This window comes from Streptomyces sp. NBC_01635 (genome assembly GCF_045209715.1).
Classification (GTDB): domain Bacteria; phylum Actinomycetota; class Actinomycetes; order Streptomycetales; family Streptomycetaceae; genus Streptomyces; species Streptomyces hirsutus.
The window spans coordinates 5499061-5517667 of the sequence record NZ_CP109277.1 but is presented as its reverse complement, the minus strand read 5'-3'; the positions used below and the strand labels follow the sequence as shown (position 1 = coordinate 5517667).

Annotated in this window: 16 protein-coding genes; 7 read left to right on the top strand and 9 right to left on the bottom strand. The window is 70.4% G+C overall.

Annotated features, from left to right (window positions below; translation table 11 throughout):
* Positions 1-12 precede the first annotated feature (12 nt).
* On the bottom strand, positions 13-2064 hold the full coding sequence (locus OHB56_RS25880; RefSeq protein WP_406355865.1) for a serine/threonine-protein kinase: 2052 nt from the start codon (positions 2062-2064) through the stop codon (positions 13-15).
* Positions 2065-2235: 171 nt separating this feature from the next.
* On the opposite strand from OHB56_RS25880, the gene OHB56_RS25875 reads away from it, so the two are divergent.
* Positions 2236-3279 carry a serine hydrolase domain-containing protein gene (locus OHB56_RS25875; RefSeq protein WP_406355863.1) on the top strand — a complete coding sequence of 348 codons (1044 nt, stop codon included), beginning with the start codon at positions 2236-2238 and terminating at the stop codon, positions 3277-3279.
* 224 nt (positions 3280-3503) lie between these two features.
* On the opposite strand, the gene OHB56_RS25870 is transcribed toward OHB56_RS25875, so the two are convergent.
* On the bottom strand, positions 3504-5210 hold the full coding sequence (locus OHB56_RS25870; protein ID WP_326754323.1) for a glycerol-3-phosphate dehydrogenase/oxidase: 1707 nt from the start codon (positions 5208-5210) through the stop codon (positions 3504-3506).
* A gap of 269 nt (positions 5211-5479) precedes the next feature.
* Between OHB56_RS25870 and OHB56_RS25865 the strand changes: the two genes are divergently transcribed.
* A complete protein-coding gene (locus tag OHB56_RS25865; RefSeq protein ID WP_326754322.1) occupies positions 5480-6688 on the top strand; it encodes a nucleotide sugar dehydrogenase in 1209 nt (402 codons plus the stop codon).
* 269 nt (positions 6689-6957) lie between these two features.
* On the opposite strand, the gene OHB56_RS25860 is transcribed toward OHB56_RS25865, so the two are convergent.
* The 4 genes from OHB56_RS25860 to OHB56_RS25845 all read right to left on the bottom strand — a co-directional run bounded on the left by OHB56_RS25860 (position 6958) and on the right by OHB56_RS25845 (position 11721).
* Positions 6958-8082, bottom strand: coding sequence for a GuaB3 family IMP dehydrogenase-related protein (locus OHB56_RS25860; RefSeq protein ID WP_055591954.1), 1125 nt, complete (start codon positions 8080-8082; stop codon positions 6958-6960).
* Between the two features lie 241 nt (positions 8083-8323).
* Positions 8324-9832, bottom strand: a complete 1509-nt coding sequence (gene guaB, locus OHB56_RS25855) for an IMP dehydrogenase (RefSeq protein WP_055630762.1) — start codon at positions 9830-9832, stop codon at positions 8324-8326.
* A gap of 176 nt (positions 9833-10008) precedes the next feature.
* Positions 10009-10596: a sigma-70 family RNA polymerase sigma factor gene (locus OHB56_RS25850; RefSeq protein ID WP_406355860.1), complete on the bottom strand. Its 588-nt coding sequence runs from the start codon at positions 10594-10596 to the stop codon at positions 10009-10011.
* A gap of 513 nt (positions 10597-11109) precedes the next feature.
* On the bottom strand, positions 11110-11721 hold the full coding sequence (locus OHB56_RS25845) for a response regulator transcription factor (RefSeq protein WP_003948568.1): 612 nt from the start codon (positions 11719-11721) through the stop codon (positions 11110-11112).
* 380 nt (positions 11722-12101) lie between these two features.
* Between OHB56_RS25845 and OHB56_RS25840 the strand changes: the two genes are divergently transcribed.
* Complete coding sequence (locus tag OHB56_RS25840) at positions 12102-12509, top strand: WhiB family transcriptional regulator (protein ID WP_326754321.1); 408 nt, start codon at positions 12102-12104, stop codon at positions 12507-12509.
* Between the two features lie 189 nt (positions 12510-12698).
* On the opposite strand, the gene OHB56_RS25835 is transcribed toward OHB56_RS25840, so the two are convergent.
* On the bottom strand, positions 12699-13595 hold the full coding sequence (locus OHB56_RS25835; RefSeq protein WP_406355858.1) for a LysR family transcriptional regulator: 897 nt from the start codon (positions 13593-13595) through the stop codon (positions 12699-12701).
* An 81-nt stretch (positions 13596-13676) separates the two neighbouring features.
* On the opposite strand from OHB56_RS25835, the gene OHB56_RS25830 reads away from it, so the two are divergent.
* From OHB56_RS25830 to OHB56_RS25815, 4 genes are all read left to right on the top strand, one after another.
* Positions 13677-14381: an MOSC domain-containing protein gene (locus OHB56_RS25830; RefSeq protein ID WP_406355856.1), complete on the top strand. Its 705-nt coding sequence runs from the start codon at positions 13677-13679 to the stop codon at positions 14379-14381.
* Positions 14382-14648: 267 nt separating this feature from the next.
* Entirely contained in the window at positions 14649-16241 is a 1593-nt protein-coding gene (locus OHB56_RS25825) for a multicopper oxidase family protein (protein WP_406355854.1), read from the top strand.
* Between the two features lie 119 nt (positions 16242-16360).
* Positions 16361-17134 (top strand): SDR family oxidoreductase, encoded by a 774-nt coding sequence (locus OHB56_RS25820; RefSeq protein ID WP_326754317.1) that lies wholly within the window; start codon positions 16361-16363, stop codon positions 17132-17134.
* 59 nt (positions 17135-17193) lie between these two features.
* Positions 17194-17382 (top strand): hypothetical protein, encoded by a 189-nt coding sequence (locus OHB56_RS25815; RefSeq protein ID WP_406355852.1) that lies wholly within the window; start codon positions 17194-17196, stop codon positions 17380-17382.
* Here OHB56_RS25815 and OHB56_RS25810 read toward each other — a convergent pair.
* Positions 17379-17921, bottom strand: coding sequence for a GNAT family N-acetyltransferase (locus tag OHB56_RS25810; RefSeq protein WP_381177001.1), 543 nt, complete (start codon positions 17919-17921; stop codon positions 17379-17381). The two genes, OHB56_RS25815 and OHB56_RS25810, sit on opposite strands and share 4 nt — an antisense overlap.
* 188 nt (positions 17922-18109) lie before the next feature.
* Complete coding sequence (locus OHB56_RS25805; protein WP_055596602.1) at positions 18110-18484, bottom strand: VOC family protein; 375 nt, start codon at positions 18482-18484, stop codon at positions 18110-18112.
* Positions 18485-18607: the final 123 nt, after the last annotated feature.

Here is an 18607-nt window from a genome sequence, read left to right as displayed (position 1 = left end):
GGCCACTCATGCTCAGGACTTGGGTTCAAAGGACTGCGTCAGCGCCTGCCAGGTCTTCTTGCGCTGCTCACCGTCCCAACCGTCGGCCTTCGCCGTGTACATCAGCGCATACCCGACCCGGCCGTCCACGACGAATCCCCGGTCGATGGTCCGGTACTTCGTACCGCCGTCCACGTAGGTGAACTCCCAGTCGGCGGTGTTCCACCCCCGGTAGTCCACCGCCTCTATTCGGACCCTCTCGTACTGCGAACGCACCATGTAGCGCTCCTGGTTCTTCCAGTCGGCCACCGGGTCGCCCTTCGGCGTGGACGTCCAGGCGACGAGCAGCTTCTGTGCGTCGGGTCCGGTGAACCGGTCTCCTGCCGTCCCCGTCGATTCGTACTTCCAGCCCTCGGGCAGCCCGATCGTGTAGCCCTGGTTCCCTTCGTACGTATCCGCCACCGGGGCGTCCCCGTCGGTCTCGGCCGAGTCGTCCGACCCGCTGTCGCCCGCTCCGGCGTCGGTGTCGGTCTCGCCGGATCCCGCTTCCGTGTCGTCGCCCTTCGGTTCGGTCGCCTCACCGTCGGTTCGGGTGCCGTCGTCCTCACCGGCCTCGGAGCCATCGGCCTTCTTGGTGTCGACGCTGGGCGCCTGGCCGGAGGCCACCCGCTCCGCACCGCCCTTCGCTCCCGCGCCACCCTCGTCGTCGTCGCCGAGTGTCAGGGCGAGCACGGTACCGAGTACCGCGAGCACCACGACCACCGCGATGACGACCAACGTCCGCCGCGGTACCACATCGGTGAGCGACGCCTTCGGCGCGGGCCGCGCCGGCAGGTCCGGCGGCGTCATCACGGGCCACCCCGCATCCCGGGTGCCCGACGCCGGGCCAGGCACCGCACCGGAGCCACGGGCCGTGACCGGGCCGCCCGACCGTGCCCCGCTTCCGGCTCCCGTTCCGGCCCGAGCCGTCGTCGGCGCGGTGGACGAGGTCGCCGAGGTGGCCCTGCCTGCCGTCGAACCGGCGGCACCGCTGCCGGACTTGGCGCGCGTCGCTGCCGCGGAGCCGGCCGCCCCCGCCGCCCCTGCGGCCTTCCGCACGGAACGCATCGCGCCGCGCAGTTTCTCCCCGGGCTCCTCGCCGCCCCGCCTGCCCCTGCCCCGCCCACCGGGCTGCTCGGGCAGGGGCACGACCTTCGTCGCGTCCATCGGTTCCGACTCGGCGCCCTTGGTCTCGGGCGCGTTGATCACCGCGTTCAGCATGGCCCGCGAACCGGCGTCGTCGAGCCGCTGGGCCGGGTCCTTGGCGAGCAGCCCGTAGATGACGTCCCTGAGCGGTCCCGCGTTCTTGGGCTCCTCGAGCGGCTCGGTCATCACCGCCGTGAGCGTCGCGATCGCGGACCCCTTGTCGTACGGCGGTGTGCCCTCCACCGCCGCGTACAGCAGGCCGCCGAGCGACCACAGGTCGGCCGCCGGCCCCGGCTTGTGCCCGCGGGCCCGCTCCGGGGAGATGTACGAGGGGGCACCGACCAGCATGCCGGTCGAGGTGACGGACGGGTCGCCCTCGATCTGGGCGATGCCGAAGTCGGTGAGCACGACCCGGCCGTCCTCGGCGATCAGCACGTTCGACGGCTTCACATCACGGTGCAGGATGCCCTCGCGGTGCGCGGAACGCAGCACGTCGAGCACCGCGAGCCCGACCTCGGCAGCCCGCCGGGGCTCCAGCAGGCCGTCCTCCCGGATGGCCTCGGCGAGCGACTTGCCCTCGACGAGCTCCATCACGATCCAGGGCCGGTCGTCCTCCTGGACCACGTCGAAGACCGTCACGGCACTGTTGTTACGGATCCGCGCGATCGCTTTGGCCTCGCGCAGCGTCCGTGTGATCAGCCGCCGTTTCTCCTCCTCGTCGATGCTCGACGGGAAGCGAAGCTCCTTGACGGCGACGGTCCGTCCCAGGGTTTCGTCCTCGGCGCGCCACACCGTCCCCATACCGCCACGGCCGAGCACATCCCCCAGCCGGTACCGCCCGGCGAGCAGACGTGCGCTCTCGTCCTGACGGGTTGTCCCCGCCCGCTCCGGCTCCGACATGCGTCCCCTCATGCAACCCGGCCTGACAGAGCCTTCATTGTCCCTCACCCGACAAGTGCTCAGCGCCCAGGGTGCCCCTGGCCGTTCCCCATACCCGGCGCACCCGAAACCCGGGTGGAGGAAGCGCTCCGCGGCCCTGCATGATGTCCCTGCGACAAGAGGGGGAACCGGATGCCGCCGCCCAGGACGCTCTTGACCATCGCCGCGTCCATGGTCCTGCTCTCCATGGCGCCGCCGGTTTCCTCGGCTCTGTCGGCCCCTCCCCCGGACACGCTCCTTCCGCTGCTGGTCACACAGGGTGGAGCCCCGGCGGCAGCCCTGCTGGCCGTGGACGAATCCGGCCCGCGTCAGGCCCTCGCCGGCGAGGGCCTGAGCCGGGCCGACCACTTCCGTGCCGGCAGCATCACGAAGACGTTCATCGCGACGCTCGTACTGCAACTGGCGGACGAGCACCGCCTGTCACTGTCCGACACCGTGGAAAAACATCTGCCGAAACTGGTACGAGGAGAGGGCAACGACGGCCGCGCGCTGACCCTGCGTTCTCTGCTCAACCACACCAGCGGCCTCTACGACTTCGTCACGGACACCCGTGGCACGGTCCCCGTCACTCCCCATCAGGCACTGCGTATCGCACTCACCCACTCTCCGGCCGCCCCCGGCCGTTTCTCCTACTCGAACACCAACTACGTCCTGCTCGGCCTGGTCGTCGCACAAGTCACCGGTCACTCGTACGCCGCCGAGGCCGAGCGGCGCATCATCGCTCCGCTGCGGCTGACAGGAACCTCCTTCCCCGGCGCCCGCTCCTCCCTGCCCTCTCCGCACGGCCGCGCCTACGCCACCGACGGAACCGATGTCACCGAACTCGACCCGCGGGTGGCCGGTGCCGCGGGTGAGCTGGTGACCACGCTCGCCGACCTGGACCGCTTCTACGCGGCACTGCTCGGCGGTGAACTGCTGCCCCCGCGCCGGCTGCGCGAGATGCTCGACACCCTTGCCACACACGGCTCGTACGGCATGGGACTGTTCCCCGTGAAACTTCCGTGCGGCACCACGGTGTGGGGGCACAACGGACGCATTTCCGGGAGCTACGTGCGCAGCGCAGCCACCGTCGACGGCCGGCATGTCCTCACCTTCCGGGTGAACACGGACGCGATAGCGGACCCCGGTCTCGAACCCGCGGTACTCGCGGCCGAGTTCTGCCCTCGCACCCCGTAGAACGGCCGGGTCCCGAACGGAGATCCCGGTTCACGACACTCGTTCGAGTGAACGTGAACGCGGATTCCCCGGGGCAGGCCCGACCAGCCCGGCCTGCCCCGGCGCCCGCCGGACCACCCCGGCACCCCGGTACGCTCCGGACCGACCCGAGCAGCTCCGAACCTGCCCGAACCGACCCAAACCGCTTTGGATTCCCTCTGCGCCGATACGTCGGCGGCACCGCCCTACAACGGAGTGATGTCCGGAGCCCCCAGCCGGGCCGCGTCCGCCGTCAGGTCGTCCGGCTGCCGCTGCGACTCCCGTTCGGCCTCCACCCGCTTCTCGTAGTGCTGCACCTCGCGTTCGATCCGGTCCTTGTCCCAGCCCAGCACCGGCGCCATCAGCTCGGCTGCCTCCCGGGCGCTGCGCGTCCCCCGGTCGAACGTCTCGATCGAGATGCGGGTGCGCCGGGTCAGCACGTCGTCCAGATGCCGCGCTCCCTCGTGCGAGGCGGCATAGGTGATCTCGGCGCGCAGGTAGTCGTCGGCCGCCTGCAGCGGTTGGCCCAGCGAGGGGTCTTCGGCGACGAGTTCCAGGACCTCTTCGGCCAGCGACCCGTAGCGGTTCAGCAGGTGCTCGACCCGCACCACGTGCAGTCCGGTGCGTGCGGCGATCCGCGCCCGCGCATTCCACAGCGCCCGGTACCCTTCGGCCCCGACCAGCGGCGTGTCCTCGGTGACACAGGCGGCGACCCGTACATCGAGCCCGTGCACGGCCTCGTCCACCGCGTCCTTGGCCATCACGCGGTACGTCGTGTACTTGCCGCCCGCGACCACCACGAGTCCGGGTACCGGATGCGCCACGGTGTGCTCCCGCGACAGCTTGCTGGTCGCGTCGGACTCACCGGCGAGCAGCGGCCTCAGGCCGGCGTACACGCCCTGGACGTCGTCCCTCGTGAGCGGGACCGCGAGCACCGAGTTCACGTGCTCGAGCAGATAGTCGATGTCCGCGCTGGACGCGGCCGGGTGCGCCTTGTCGAGGTCCCAGTCGGTGTCCGTGGTCCCGACGATCCAGTGCCGGCCCCACGGGATGACGAACAGGACGGACTTCTCCGTGCGCAGGATGAGCCCGGTGGTGGAGTGGATGCGGTCCTTGGGGACGACCAGGTGGATGCCCTTGGAGGCCCGTACGTGGAACCGGCCCCGCTCGCCCACCATCGCCTGGGTGTCGTCGGTCCACACTCCGGTGGCGTTGACGATCTGTTTGGCGCGGACTTCGTATTCCCCGCCGCTCTCGACGTCCTGTACCCGGGCGCCGACGACCCGTTCGCCCTCGCGCAGGAATCCGGTCACCCGCGCACGGTTGGCGACCTTCGCGCCGTATGCCGCCGCGGTGCGCACCAGCGTCGCCACGAACCGCGCGTCGTCCATTTGAGCGTCGTAGTACTGCAACGCCCCGACCAGGGCGCCCTTCTTCAGGCACGGTGCCACGCGCAGCGCGTGACGGCGGCTCAGGTGCCGGTGCACGGGCAGTCCCCGTCCGTGTCCGGGAGCCATCGACATGGCGTCGTAGAGTGCGACGCCCGCGCCGGCGTACAGCCGCTCCCAGCCCTTGTGCTGCAGCGGGTAGAGGAACGGCACCGGTTTCACCAGGTGCGGGGCGAGCTTCTCCAGCAGCAGACCGCGTTCCTTCAGCGCCTCCCGCACGAGGGCGAAGTCGAGCATCTCCAGGTAGCGCAGACCTCCGTGTATCAGTTTGCTGGATCGACTGGACGTGCCCGAGGCCCAGTCACGTGCCTCGACCAGTCCTGTGGACAGGCCGCGTGTCACGGCGTCCAGCGCGGTGCCCGCGCCGACCACGCCGCTGCCCACCACCAGCACGTCCAGTTCACGCTCCGCCATGGATGCGAGTGACTCGGCGCGCTCCGCCGGTCCCAGTGTCGCTGTCCTCACCGCTGCCTCCCGCTCATCGGTCGCATCGGCCGCACCCGTCGGGCGAAGCCCGGCCCCTCCCTCATGCCCAAATTCTCGCCGCGTTGTCCAACTTCAGCCACCACGCACCCCAGCCTGTGGACAACTCCTGCCTCGACTCGGCGAAACTCGGCCGATCAATACAGCAAATCGGTCATATTTACTCCTAGTCTGACATTGCGCTCGCTCGTTCTGTCCACAGGGCTTGCGCACCTGTCCCGCTTCGGTTACTGGGAAGGACGGCCCACGCCATGCCCGCAGATCTCGCCGTCATCGGACTCGGCCCGTACGGTCTCCCCCTGGCCCAGGCCGCCGTCGCCGCCGGCATCCCCACCATCGGCTACCGGACCGGCCCGGAAGCCTCCTCCCTCAGCCCCGCCGAGCTGCGCCGCATGGTCGCGCAGGGGTTCCGCTCGCTCACCGGCCCGGCCGAGCTCGGCCGGGTACGCACCGCGGTCATCTGCGCGCCGGTTCCGCGCGGCGCGGAAGGCGGGCTGGATCTCGGCCAGGTGGAAGCGGCAGCCCATACCCTGGCCGCGCGGCTGCGCCCGCACACCACGGTGATCCTCGAGTCCCCGGTGCCCCCCGGGACGACCGAGGAGTTCCTCCGCCCCCTGCTCGAATCCGGATCCGGCCTCCGTGCGGGCCGTGACTTCCACCTCGCCTACTCCCCCAGTCGCGTCGACCCCGGCAACCGCGACTTCACCCCCGCCAACACGCCGAAGGTCATCGGCGGGCTCACCCCGGCCTGCACCGAGTCGGCCGCCGCGTTCTACGGGAGGCTCAGCGACAAGATCGTCCGCGCGCGCGGCCCCCGGGAAGCGGAGACCGTGCAGTTGCTGGAGACCAATTTCCGCCACGTCAACACCGCCCTCGTCAACGAGATGGCCGTGCTCTGCCACGACCTGGGCGTCGACCTGTGGGACGTCATCCGCTGTGCGGAGACCAAGCCCTTCGGCTTCCACTCCTTCCGTCCCGGCCCCGGTGTCGGCGGCCACGCCGTCGCCCAGGACCTGACCGCCCACACGGGCCGCACCCTGCGGATGGCGGAACTCGCCCAGCAGGTCAACGGCCGTATGCCCCACTACGTCGTCCAGCGCGCCGCCGCGCTCCTCAACGAGCACGGCAAGTCGGCCCGCGGCGCACGCGTGCTGCTCCTCGGCGTCACCTACAAGGCCGACCTCGCCGACCAGCAGGGCAGTCCCGCACGGGAGATCGCGATGCGGCTGATGGAGCTGGGGGCCTCCGTCAGTTACCACGACCCGCACGTTCCGTCCTGGAGCGTGCTCGACCGCCCCCTCCCCCGCGCGGACTCCTTGTACGAGGCCGCCGCCGACGCCGACCTGACGATCCTGCTCCAGCAGCACCGCACGTACGACCTCCAGGGCCTGTCCGTGAAGGCCCAGCTGCTGCTGGACACGCGCGGGGCCACACCGACGGGGGCGGCGCACCGGTTGTGAGAGGGGAGCGCCCGCGGCTCACCGCGCTCCAGGGGTTGGCGGCGGGCGGCGTCCCGCAGCCAAAGACGGACGCCACCGCCCCGAATCGGCCCGTCTCCCGGCATTCAGGCCGGAGGCAACCGCGCGCCCCGCGCCGCCCCGCGCGCCCTCCACACCACCGCACCGCCCTCACGGACACACGACGGGGCCCGGCCATCCACACGGATGGCCGGGCCCCGTCGTCGTCATCGCCTCAAGGGCGTCGTGCTCCGGGTGAGCACGGCGTCACGTCATCGCCGGTGCTGCGAGTCCGCCACCGTCACCTCGACGCGCTGGAACTCCTTCAGCTCGCTGTAGCCGGTGGTGGCCATGGCGCGGCGCAGGGCACCGAAGAGGTTCATCGAGCCGTCGGGCGTGTGCGACGGGCCGGTGAGGATCTCCTCGATGGTGCCGACGGTGCCGAGGTCGACCTTCTTGCCGCGCGGCAGCTCCTCGTTCACCGCCTCCATGCCCCAGTGGTTGCCCTTGCCTGGACCGTCGGTGGCGCGCGCGAGCGGGGAGCCCATCATCACCGCGTCGGCGCCGCAGGCGATCGCCTTGGGCAGGTCGCCCGACCAGCCCACGCCGCCGTCGGCGATCACGTGCACGTACCGGCCGCCGGACTCGTCCATGTAGTCACGGCGGGCGGCGGCCACGTCCGCGACCGCGGTGGCCATGGGGACCTGGATGCCGAGCACATTGCGGGTGGTGTGCGCGGCGCCGCCGCCGAAGCCCACCAGGACACCGGCCGCACCGGTACGCATCAGGTGCAGGGCCGCGGTGTAGGTGGCGCAGCCGCCGACGATCACCGGGACGTCGAGTTCGTAGATGAACTGCTTCAGGTTGAGCGGCTCGTGCGAGCCGGAGACGTGCTCCGCGGAGACGGTCGTGCCGCGGATCACGAAGATGTCCACGCCGGCGTCGACGACGGCCTTGGAGAACTGCGCGGTGCGCTGCGGGGAGAGCGCGGCCGCGGTGACCACACCCGAGTCGCGCACCTCCTTGATGCGCTGCCCGATCAGTTCCTCCTTGATGGGAGCGGCGTAGATCTCCTGGAAGCGGCGCGTGGCCGTCTCGGCGTCCAGCTCGGCGATCTCGTCGAGCAGCGGCTGCGGGTCCTCGTACCGCGTCCACAGTCCTTCGAGGTTCAGTACGCCGAGGCCGCCGAGCTCACCGATGCGGATCGCCGTGGCCGGGGAGACGACCGAGTCCATGGGGGCGGCCAGGAAGGGCAGCTCAAAGCGGTAGGCGTCGATCTGCCAGGCGATCGAGACCTCCTTCGGGTCCCGCGTACGGCGGCTGGGGACGACGGCGATGTCGTCGAAGGCGTACGCCCTGCGGCCGCGCTTGCCTCGCCCGATCTCGATCTCAGTCACGTCTGTGGCCTTTCCCTGATGCGTTGCAGCGCTTTCCAGTATCCCCGACAGTCCCGCTTCGCCTCGCCCCGGACGGACGGCGAGGGCGGCCCGGGCCTCTCCCGGGCCGCCCTCGGACGACTGTCACGCGCCCGTGCACCCCGTCGTACGGTCTGCACGCGTGTGTGCGTGGGGCACGCGCGAGGCACGTGGGCCGTCACTGTCGGACGGCCGTCTCGCGCGGGCGCGGGCTGTCAGGCTGTCACCGCTTGTTGCTGTAGTTGGGTGCTTCCACGGTCATCTGGATGTCGTGCGGGTGACTCTCCTTGAGTCCCGCGGAGGTGATCCGCACGAAGCGGCCGTTCGCCTGCAGGTCGGGCACGGTCTGGCCGCCGACGTAGAACATCGACTGCCGCAGGCCTCCGACCAGCTGGTGGACCACGGAGGAGAGCGGGCCGCGATAGGGCACCTGGCCCTCGATGCCCTCGGGGACGAGCTGCTCGTCGGAGGCGACGCCCTCCTGGAAGTAACGGTCCTTGGAGAACGACTTGCGGTCGCCGCGGGTCTGCATCGCGCCGAGCGACCCCATGCCGCGGTACGACTTGAACTGCTTGCCGTTGATGAACATCAGCTCGCCCGGAGACTCCTCGCAGCCCGCGAGCAGCGATCCCAGCATCACCGTGTCGGCGCCCGCGACCAGGGCCTTGGCGATGTCGCCGGAGTACTGCAGGCCGCCGTCGCCGATGACCGGGACGCCGGCTTCCTTGGCGGCGAGCGCGGCTTCGTAGATCGCGGTGACCTGCGGCACTCCCACACCGGCGACGACGCGCGTGGTGCAGATGGAGCCGGGGCCGACGCCGACCTTGATGCCGTCGCAGCCCGCGTCGACCAGTGCCTTCGCGCCGTCGCGCGTGGCGACGTTGCCGCCGATGACGTCGACACCGGTGGAGTTCGATTTGATCTTGGCGACCATGTCGCCGACGAGGCGGGAGTGGCCGTGCGCGGTGTCGACGACGATGAAGTCGGCGCCCGCCTCGATCAGGGCCTGGGCCCGCTCGAAGGCGTCGCCGGCGACGCCGACCGCGGCGCCGACCAGCAGTCGGCCCTCGCCGTCCTTGGCGGCGTTCGGGTACTGCTCGGCCTTGACGAAGTCCTTGACCGTGATCAGGCCCTTGAGGACGCCGTGGTCGTCGACCAGCGGAAGCTTCTCGATCTTGTGGCGGCGCAGCAGCTGCATGGCGTCCGCGCCGGAGACGCCGACCTTGCCGGTGACCAGCGGCATCGGCGTCATGACCTCGCGCACCTGCTGGGAGCGGTCGGTCTCGAAGGCCATGTCACGGTTGGTGACTATGCCGAGGAGCTTCTTGTTGCCGTCGGTGACCGGGACGCCGCTGATGCGGAACTTGGCGCACAGGGCGTCGGCCTCGGCAAGGGTGGCGTCCGGGTGGATGGTGATGGGGTCGGTGACCATGCCGGACTCGGAGCGCTTCACCAGGTCGACCTGGTTCGCCTGGTCCTCGATGGACAGGTTGCGGTGCAGGACGCCGACACCGCCCTGGCGGGCCATCGCGATCGCCATGCGCGATTCGGTCACCTTGTCCATGGCGGCGGACAGCAGCGGGATGTTGACCCGCACGTTCCTGGAGACGTGCGAGGCGGTGTCGATCTCGTCGGGTGCCATGTCCGACGGGCCCGGCAACAGCAGCACGTCGTCGTAGGTCAGCCCGAGTGTCGCGAATTTACCGGGCACTCCGTCGACGTTCGCAGTCATGACACCTTCCCCAAATGGCCTTGATCGGTGCGGATGTCCATGCTAACGGGAAGCAGAGGTGTCTCATTCCACCGTTCCGCAAGGCTCCGGTATTCGTATGTTCGTACGGAATCGGCCGAGCGTCCGTTCATTCCCCCAAGGGGCGGCAGGGCGGCGGATGGTTTCCGCAGCGGCGGCTACTGCTCCGCCAGGGCGCGCAGCCGGCTCAGGGCGCGGTGCTGGGCGACCCGGACGGCGCCGGGTGACATTCCCAACATCTGGCCGGTCTCCTCCGCCGTGAGGCCCACGGCGATCCGCAGCAGAAGCAGCTCGCGCTGGTTCTCGGGCAGGTTGGCCATCAGCTTCTTGGCCCATTCGGCGTCGCTGCTGAGCAGGGCGCGCTCCTCCGGACCGAGGGAGTCGTCGGGACGCTCGGGCATCTCGTCGGAGGGCACGGCCGTCAGACCGGGGTGACGCATCGCGGCGCGCTGCAGGTCGGCGACCTTGTGTGCGGCGATGGCGAAGACGAACGCCTCGAAGGGGCGGCCGGTGTCCTTGTAGCGGGGCAGTGCGAGGAGCACCGCCACGCAGACCTCCTGGGCGAGGTCCTCGACGAAGTGCCGGGCATCGCCCGGGAGCCGGGACAGCCGGGTGCGGCAGTACCGCAGCGCCAGGGGGTGAACATGGGCGAGCAGATCATGGGTGGCCTGCTCGTCCCCGTCGACGGCGCGGTGGACGAGCGCACCGATCGCCCCTTGGCCAGTGCCCGCCTCGTCGTCGCGCATCGGTCCATGGTGCCCTGCGGGCGTCGACTCCGCGGCACCCCGTCCGTTGTTGTGCACCGAAGCGTTATGAGCAGGTGCGCCGGAACTCATCCCCTGCGCCCTCCTCTTCCGCTCGACCGACTTGTCCCCGAGGAACTCCACACCTCAAGGATGCGCCATCCGCGGCGAAACAGGCACAGGGCACTCGGCCACCACTTTCGACACCCGGACGAACTGGGCATTTCGCATCCCTGCCGACGAGGTGCGCGCGGGCGACCGCAGGTCCTGTCGTCCGGATCGATCCGAGGCCGTCCAGCGGGACGGGCGCCCTGCCGGACCACGGGCTGCGTCCGGCAGGGCGACGGCAGCCCGCGTCGGAGACGTCGCCCGTCTCCGACGCGCTCCCGCAAGGGCGGGAGCCGGGCAGGTGCGGTCGAGGCGGGTGCGGTCCGGGCGGGTTCATCCGCGCACCCCCACCCGCCGGCCACCGCTCGATGCCGCACACCGAAACCGGTCCGATCCGGAGGACAGGCCCTAGCGGACCAGACCCCACCGGAATCCGAGCGCCACCGCGTGGGCCCGGTCCGACGCTCCGAGCTTCTTGAAGAGCCGCCGGGCATGCGTCTTGACGGTGTCCTCGGAGAGGAACAGCTCGCGACCGATCTCGGCGTTGGAACGGCCGTGGCTCATGCCTTCGAGGACCTGGATCTCACGCGCGGTGAGCGTGGGCGCGGCGCCCATCTCCGCCGAGCGCAGCCGCCGCGGGGCGAGCCGCCAGGTCGGGTCGGCGAGAGCCTGGGTGACCGTCGCACGCAGCTCCGCGCGGGAGGCGTCCTTGTGCAGATAGCCACGGGCGCCGGCGGCCACCGCGAGCGCCACACCGTCGAGGTCCTCGGCGACGGTGAGCATGATGATCCGCGCACCGGGGTCTGCGGACAGCAGCCGCCGGACGGTCTCGACACCCCCCAGGCCGGGCATGCGCACGTCCATCAGAATCAGGTCCGAGCGGTCGGCTCCCCAGCGGCGGAGAACTTCCTCGCCGTTGGCAGCCGTCGTCACGCGCTCGACGCCGGGCACGGTCGCGACCGCGCGGCGAAGCGCTTCTCGGGCAAGCGGGGAGTCGTCGCAGACGAGGACGGAAGTCATGACCGCCCTCCGCAGCTGATGCGCGTCACCTTGAGCCTCCAGGCTGGTACGAAATCGTCACCCGTGCGGTCGACCGCTTCGGACACTTGCCCGAGCGCTTGTTCCTTCAACCGCCTCGCACTCTCAACGACGGTCACTCAAAAGAGTTACGGGGCCGTCTGCCGTCTTCGGCACTCTACGTGAGGGGACGAACACGGTGCAGACACGCGCGGGAGACCCTCGAACTTTCATCACAACCCGTGCCCCGTTCGGCCCCTTTTCTTCCCATTTACTGGTGTCTGCGGCTAGATTCGCAATGAGTCATATTTTCATCTCCTTGGATCGTAGTTGTACGGTCGTGGACACCGGATCCGCCCAGAACGGCTACAAGGGGTCACGTAATGGCAGATTTCTCCCGCCTTCCAGGACCGAACGCGGACCTGTGGGACTGGCAGCTCCTGGCCGCGTGCCGCGGGGTGGACAGCTCGCTCTTCTTCCACCCCGAGGGCGAGCGCGGGGCGGCACGAAGTGCTCGCGAGAACTCGGCCAAAGAGGTCTGCATGAGGTGCCCGGTACGCGCCGAGTGCGCCGCCCACGCCCTGGCCGTACGCGAGCCGTACGGCGTGTGGGGCGGACTGACCGAGGACGAGCGCGAAGAACTGATGGGCCGGGCGCGTCACCGGCTGGTGTCGGCACCCGCATCAACATCGACGACGTCGGCACCGGATTCACCGACGGCATCGGCGGTGTCGGCGTCGGTGAACCCGGTGCCGACGTCGATCGGCGAGCACGCCGCTTCGAACAACTGAAGGAACGTTTCTTCATCTCGGGCGCACACGTGTGCCCTTTTCTTTTCGCGGGGAGGCCCGGCCCTCCCCGTCCCGCCCGAGCGACGGCGGGGAGAAGACGGCGACCGGACCGGGCACGAGAAGACGCACAACAGGACGGAACGGGAGAGGGCCGGCCTCTCCTGAGCACCGGGTCCCGGCGGGCCCCGGCTAACGGCCGCCCGCGCGCGCCAGCTGGTCGAGTGTCGCGCCCACCGCGGGCACCTGGGCGAGGTCGGGGAGGGTCAGGGCGACGATCTCCCGCCGCACCGCGGGCTCCAGAGCGACAGTGCGCACACCCCTGGGCCGTACGGAATCGATGGCCAGCTGGGGCAGAATGGCCACCCCGAGCCCCGCGCCGACCAGGCCGGCCACAGCGGGATAGTCGTCGGTCGCGAAGTCGATGCGGGGGGTGAAACCGGCCGCCTCGCACACCTCCACCAGCTGCCCCCGGCAGCGCGGACAGCCGGCGATCCACGGCTCCTCGGTGAGTTCCCCTATGGCCAGGGACTCCGCGTGCGCCAGCGGGTGCCGCTCGGGCAGGAGCCCCACGAGCCGGTCCGTGAGGAGCGGCCGCACGACGAGGTCGTCCCACTCCTCCGCACCCGCCGCCCCTTCGTAGCGGAAGGCGAGGGCCACATCGCAGTCGCCCTCCCGCAGCATCTCGACGGACCGGGGCGGCTCGGCCTCCTCCAGGGAGACACGGGTGCCCGGGTGAGCGTCGCGGAGCGCGGCGAGGGCTGTCGGAACGAGTGTCGAGCTGCCGCTGGGAAAGGACACGAGCCGTACCCGCCCCGCCCTCAGCCCGGCGATCGCGGCGACCTCCTCCTCGGCGGCGGTCAGTCCGGCGAGGATGCCGACGGCATGGCGCACCAACGCGTCCCCGGCCTGCGTCATGCGCATCTCTCGTCCGGTGCGGACGAGCAGGGGTGTGCCGACGGACGCCTCCAGCACCTTCATCTGCTGACTGACGGCAGGCTGGGTGCAGCCCAGTTCCCTGGCCGCCGCGGAGAACGAACCGGTGGTGGCCACGGCGCGCAGTACTCGGAGATGACGGGCCTCGATCACGCCCCAAGGATAAGCCGCCCTTTGATGCTGCACTGAATATCGCTTCGCCGCTTTGATTCTGCATCGCTTACGGTGCGCCTCATGAAGCTTCTGTCTGTGAACCTGGGTCGCCCCAAAGCCGTGCCGTACACGGACCAACCCGAGGGCCTGACCGGCATCGACAAGCAGCCGGTGGACGGGTCGGTGCGGGTGGCGGCGCCGGGGCCGAAGGGGTTCGGCGCGAGTGGACTGGCCGGGGACGCGGTGTGCGAGACGCGGCACCACGGGGGAAACGACCAGGCGGTGTACGCGATGGCCCGCGAGGACCTCGACGAGTGGGAAGGCGTGCTGGGGCGCACGCTGCCGAACGGCTCGTTCGGGGAGAACCTCACCACGGAGGGGATCGACCTGTCCGGCGCCCGGATCGGTGAACGGTGGGCCATCGGATCCGAAGTGGTGCTGGAGGTCACCTCCGGTCGCATTCCTTGCCGCACCTTCCAGGGCCATCTGGGTGAGAAGGGCTGGGTGAAGCGGTTCACGCAGCGGGGTGCGCCGGGCGCCTATCTGCGGGTGGTCCGGCTCGGTGAGGTCCGGGCGGGCGACGCGATACGGATCGTGCACCGGCCGGATCATGAGGTGACGGTCGCCCTGCAGTTCCGGGCGGTGACGACCGAGCAGACTCTGCTGCCACTGCTGCTGGCGGCGGGCGACGCTCTCCACCCGGAGGCACTGGCGAGGGCACGGAAGTACAAGGAGAAGTACGAGGAGAACCTCGGAGCGAAGTCCGCCACGGTCCAGGGCTCCTGACCGGCGGTCACCGCTCACCGGCCATGGACTGCCGGGCCGCCCCTGAGCGCAGAGCACCGAGCACCTGCTCCTGTCCGGCCGGCCGGACGGCGGAGGACGGGGGACGGACGGCGGAGGACGGGGGACGGCCGGACGGACGGCGGAGGACGGAAGGCTGCTGAGCCCCCTGCGTCGGGGTAAATCCCTGATCTCGTAAGAGGGTTGGGTCAGGGATGGCTCCGGGAAGGTCCCGATGTCCGGCGGGCCGTGATCCAGGACGCTCGAAGCATGTCTCGTCACATGTCCAAGAGCGCGGCGCCGGACGGGGGAAGCCCGCCCGGCGCCCCCCGCCGCGCATTCCGCTGGAAGCGCCTTGTCGCCGTACTCGGCTCACTGGTCACCGTGTTCGCCGTGGCCGTCGGCGGCCTGTTCGCCTGGCTGTGGACCGGCGCCGAGGTCAGCACGGTGGGCAGGACACCGTTCGACAACACCCTGGCGATACCGCCGTTGGCCGATTCGACCGTGGAGAAGGACGGCACACGGGTCTTCGACCTGCGCATGCAGGCGGGTGAGACGGAGTTCCGCGACGGGAAGAGGACCGCGACCTGGGGGTTCAACGGCTCCTACCTCGGCCCGACGCTACGGGCGGAGCGTGGCGAGAAGGTGCGGGTGCGGGTCGGCAACCGTCTGGACGAGGCGTCCTCCGTGCACTGGCACGGAATGCATCTGCCGGCGCGCATGGACGGCGGACCGCACCAGATGATCGCTCCGGGTGCCACCTGGACACCGCACTGGACCGTGGACCAGCCGGCGGCGACGCTCTGGTACCACCCTCACCCGCACGGCAGGACCGAGGAGCACGTCCGGCGTGGTCTCGCCGGCCTGTTCCTCCTCGACGACGAGAAGTCCGCTCGCCTGTCCCTGCCGAAGCGGTACGGCGTCGACGATCTGCCGGTCGTCGTGCAGGACGTCCGCTTCGACGGCGCTCGGCTGGCCGGGGACCGCGGGATGCTGCAGAACGCGGGCTTCCTGGGTGACCGGACCATGGTCAACGGCACGCTGGACCCCTATCGGGAGGTGCGCGACGAGCTGATACGACTGCGGCTGGTCAACGCGTCCACCGCCCGTACCTACGCCTTCGGTTTCCCGGACGACCGTGACTTCTCGCTGATCGGGACGGACGGCGGACTGCTGGAGAGGCCCGCGGTGATGGACCGGGTGCAGTTGTCGCCGGGCGAGCGCGCCGAGATCGTCGTGCGGGTCGAGGCGGGTGAACGGGTGATGCTCCGGAGCTTCCCTCAGGAGAACTACGGCGGCTTCTGGCAGCAGCGGTTCGGCGGCGGCGACGATTCCTTCGACGTACTGGAGCTGCGGGCCGCCCGGCAGCTGCGGGCGTCCCCGGAGGTGCCGACCGCGCTCGCCGAGCCGGAACTGCCCGACGGCGACGAGGCGGTACGGGGTCGGCACTTCGATCTGAAGCTGTCCGGGATAAACGGCCGGTCGATGGACATGGGGCGCGTCGACGACACCGTCACCCGCGGGACGACGGAGGTGTGGACGGTACGCAACACGAACGGCATGCCGCACAACTTCCATGTGCACGACGTGCAGTTCCGCGTGCTGGAGGTCAACGGGTCAGCTCCGCCGGCGGCCCTGCGCGGGCCGAAGGACACGGTGTTCGTCCCGCACGGCACGACGATGAAGCTGGCACTGCGCTTCACCGGTCCGGCCGACCCGGACGTTCCGTACATGTACCACTGCCATCTGCTGTACCACGAGGACGAGGGGATGATGGGCCAGTTCGTGGTGGTCGAGAAAGGTCAGTCGGCCGGTACCCCGCCGGGTCATGCCGGACATGGGGACGGAGACGGAAACGGATAGAGGGGCGGGGCGGGTGGAGGGGCGGGCGCGGGAGCGACTGATCCGACCGGGCTTCAGTGCACCGGCCAAGACGGTGATGCCGACCGGACGCCCCGACTCCGGGTAACTAGTCTTGCGCCATGACAACCGCTCTGATTACGGGATCGACGGCCGGGATCGGTGCCGCGTTCGCGCGGCGGCTGGCGGCCGACGGGCATGACCTGGTGCTGGTGGCCCGCGACATCGGCAGACTTCGGGAGCAGGCGACCGAGCTCCACGACCGTCACGGCGTCGAGGCAGAGGTGCTGACGGCCGACCTGTCCGAGGACAAGGGCATCGAGACGGTGGCCGAGCGGCTGGGCGATCGCAAGAACCCCGTCGACCTGCTGATCAACAACGCGGGCTTCGGCAACAAGGGCCGGTACCTCGACGTCTCCATGGCGGACGAGCTGAGGATGCTCAAGGTGCACTGCGAGGCGGTGCTCCGGCTGACGACGGCGGCGGCGGAGGCGATGCGGGAGCGCGGGCGCGGAGGCGTCGTGAACGTCGCCTCGACCGCGGCGTTCGTACCGCGCGGCACCTACGGGGCGTCCAAGGCGTGGGTCGTGCAGTTCACCCAGGGCGCGGCGCAGGACCTGGCGGGCAACGGCGTACGGCTGATGGCGTTGTGCCCCGGCTTCGTACGCACCGAGTTCCACGAGCGGGCGGGGATGAGGACGGACAACATCCCGAACTGGATGTGGCTGGATGCGGACAAGGTGGCCGAGGAGGCTCTCACGGACCTGGCCCGCGGCAAGACGCTGTCGATCCCGGACGCGCGCTACAAGACCCTGATGGGAGCGGCGAAGCTGGTGCCGCGCAATGTTCTGGGCGGCTTCTCCTCGCGGACGGGCCGTAAGTACGGACCGCAGTAGCGGACCACCACGGCCGATCGGACCGCCATGCCCGCCCGGGCCGTCACAGCCTGGGCGTCATGGCGGTCCTGCTCTCCCACGAGGCCGATCCGATCGCCCGCTCCTGGGAGGCGGGCGGCCGCGAGCTGCCGGCCGCTCTCCAGCAGGCGGCCAGGTGGCCCGCCGACGTCCCGCCCGGCCTGTGGCTGCTGCTGCCGGTGGAGGACCCGCGTGCCACACCCGCCCTTGACCGTCGGACGGCGGCCTAGCCCTTCGAGTCCGGCTTCCATTCCTGGACGAGGAGCCCGAGCAGCACCTCGTCCAGGAACTCGCCCATCACCCAGGCCGAGGAGCGCAGCACGCCCTCACGGACGAACCCGTTGCGCTCGGCGGAGCGCAGCATCGCGGCGTTGTCCGACAGCGTCTCGATCTGCAGCCGCTGCAGGCCCCGCACGACGAAACCGTAGTGGCACAGGGTCGCGACCACGTCGGTGCCGTAGCCCTTGCCGCGGGAGGACGGCAGCAGTCCAAGGCCGATGTGCGCGGACCGGTTGTGGTTGTCGATGCCCCAAAGCGTCGCGGTGCCGATCAGTGTGCCGCCGCCCAGCTCCACCACGGAGAACGGGACGCGCCCTTGCTCCTCGTCGTCCACCACGAGCCGCGGGTCCTCCGCACCGGGCGTGATCGGCCGCCACGGTCGGCCATCGGCCCTCGATGCGTTGGCCACGTCGTCGTAGAGTTCAGTCCGCAGGATCGGGATGTCGTCCTCGTGCCGGGCCCTCAGCCCGACCTTGCTGCCCCTTAACATGCAGGCTTCCTATATGACCGGGCCGGCCTGAGGCAAACGAATAGAAGGCCGGCTCACTTGGGGTAGCGGCGGTAGCAGATGAGGGAGTCGGCGATGCCGACGAAGGCCAGGAAGCGCTCGGCTTTGCGCTCGTGGCGCCTGTGCAGGCGGCGACAGCCATCGGGCCAGGGCAGTGGGCCCGATGGGACTCAGTGGAGGCAGAAGCAGAACGGATGGCCGGCCGGGTCCGCGTAGATCCGCCAGTTGGCCTCCGGGCGGAGTTGGTCCGTCCGCTCCAGCACGGTCGCACCGAGGGCGAGCGCCCGCTTCTCCTCTCCGTCGAGATCGTCCACGTCGAAGTCCAGGTGGAGCTGCTGCGGGCGCTCCTGGCCGGGCCATTCGGGCGGTCGGTAGCCGTCCACCCGCTGGCAGGCCAGCGGGATTCCCTCGAACCCGTGCACCTCGACCCAGTCGAGATCCTCCGGGTCCGCGACCACCCGGCCACCGAGCAGCTCCGCGTAGAACTCCGCAAGCCGTACCGGATCAGCGCAGTCCAACGCGACCGCCTGCAGCTTTCGAATCACTTCCGACACCCCTCGCTCTTCGGCCGCTTCCGCGACTGCCCCGTACGGGAGGGGTCGTACCCCCCACCGCGGCGGACATGCGCGGCGGCACGCCGGGCCGTCGCCGGGCTTCACGCGGTCCTC

Excerpts from the sequence above, each read along its gene's own strand:
- OHB56_RS25865 (WP_326754322.1), top strand. The coding sequence starts at position 5,480 with ATGCCCGCAGATCTCGCCGTCATCGGACTCGGCCCGTACGGTCTCCCC.
- OHB56_RS25820 (WP_326754317.1), top strand. The coding sequence starts at position 16,361 with ATGACAACCGCTCTGATTACGGGATCGACGGCCGGGATCGGTGCCGCG.
- OHB56_RS25815 (WP_406355852.1), top strand. The coding sequence starts at position 17,194 with ATGGCGGTCCTGCTCTCCCACGAGGCCGATCCGATCGCCCGCTCCTGG.
- OHB56_RS25840 (WP_326754321.1), top strand. The coding sequence starts at position 12,102 with ATGGCAGATTTCTCCCGCCTTCCAGGACCGAACGCGGACCTGTGGGAC.
- OHB56_RS25880 (WP_406355865.1), bottom strand. The coding sequence starts at position 2,064 with ATGTCGGAGCCGGAGCGGGCGGGGACAACCCGTCAGGACGAGAGCGCA.
- OHB56_RS25810 (WP_381177001.1), bottom strand. The coding sequence starts at position 17,921 with ATGTTAAGGGGCAGCAAGGTCGGGCTGAGGGCCCGGCACGAGGACGAC.
- OHB56_RS25845 (WP_003948568.1), bottom strand. The coding sequence starts at position 11,721 with ATGACTTCCGTCCTCGTCTGCGACGACTCCCCGCTTGCCCGAGAAGCG.
- guaB (WP_055630762.1), bottom strand. The coding sequence starts at position 9,832 with ATGACTGCGAACGTCGACGGAGTGCCCGGTAAATTCGCGACACTCGGG.
- OHB56_RS25875 (WP_406355863.1), top strand. The coding sequence starts at position 2,236 with ATGCCGCCGCCCAGGACGCTCTTGACCATCGCCGCGTCCATGGTCCTG.
- OHB56_RS25850 (WP_406355860.1), bottom strand. The coding sequence starts at position 10,596 with ATGCGCGACGACGAGGCGGGCACTGGCCAAGGGGCGATCGGTGCGCTC.
- OHB56_RS25825 (WP_406355854.1), top strand. The coding sequence starts at position 14,649 with ATGTCTCGTCACATGTCCAAGAGCGCGGCGCCGGACGGGGGAAGCCCG.
- OHB56_RS25830 (WP_406355856.1), top strand. The coding sequence starts at position 13,677 with ATGAAGCTTCTGTCTGTGAACCTGGGTCGCCCCAAAGCCGTGCCGTAC.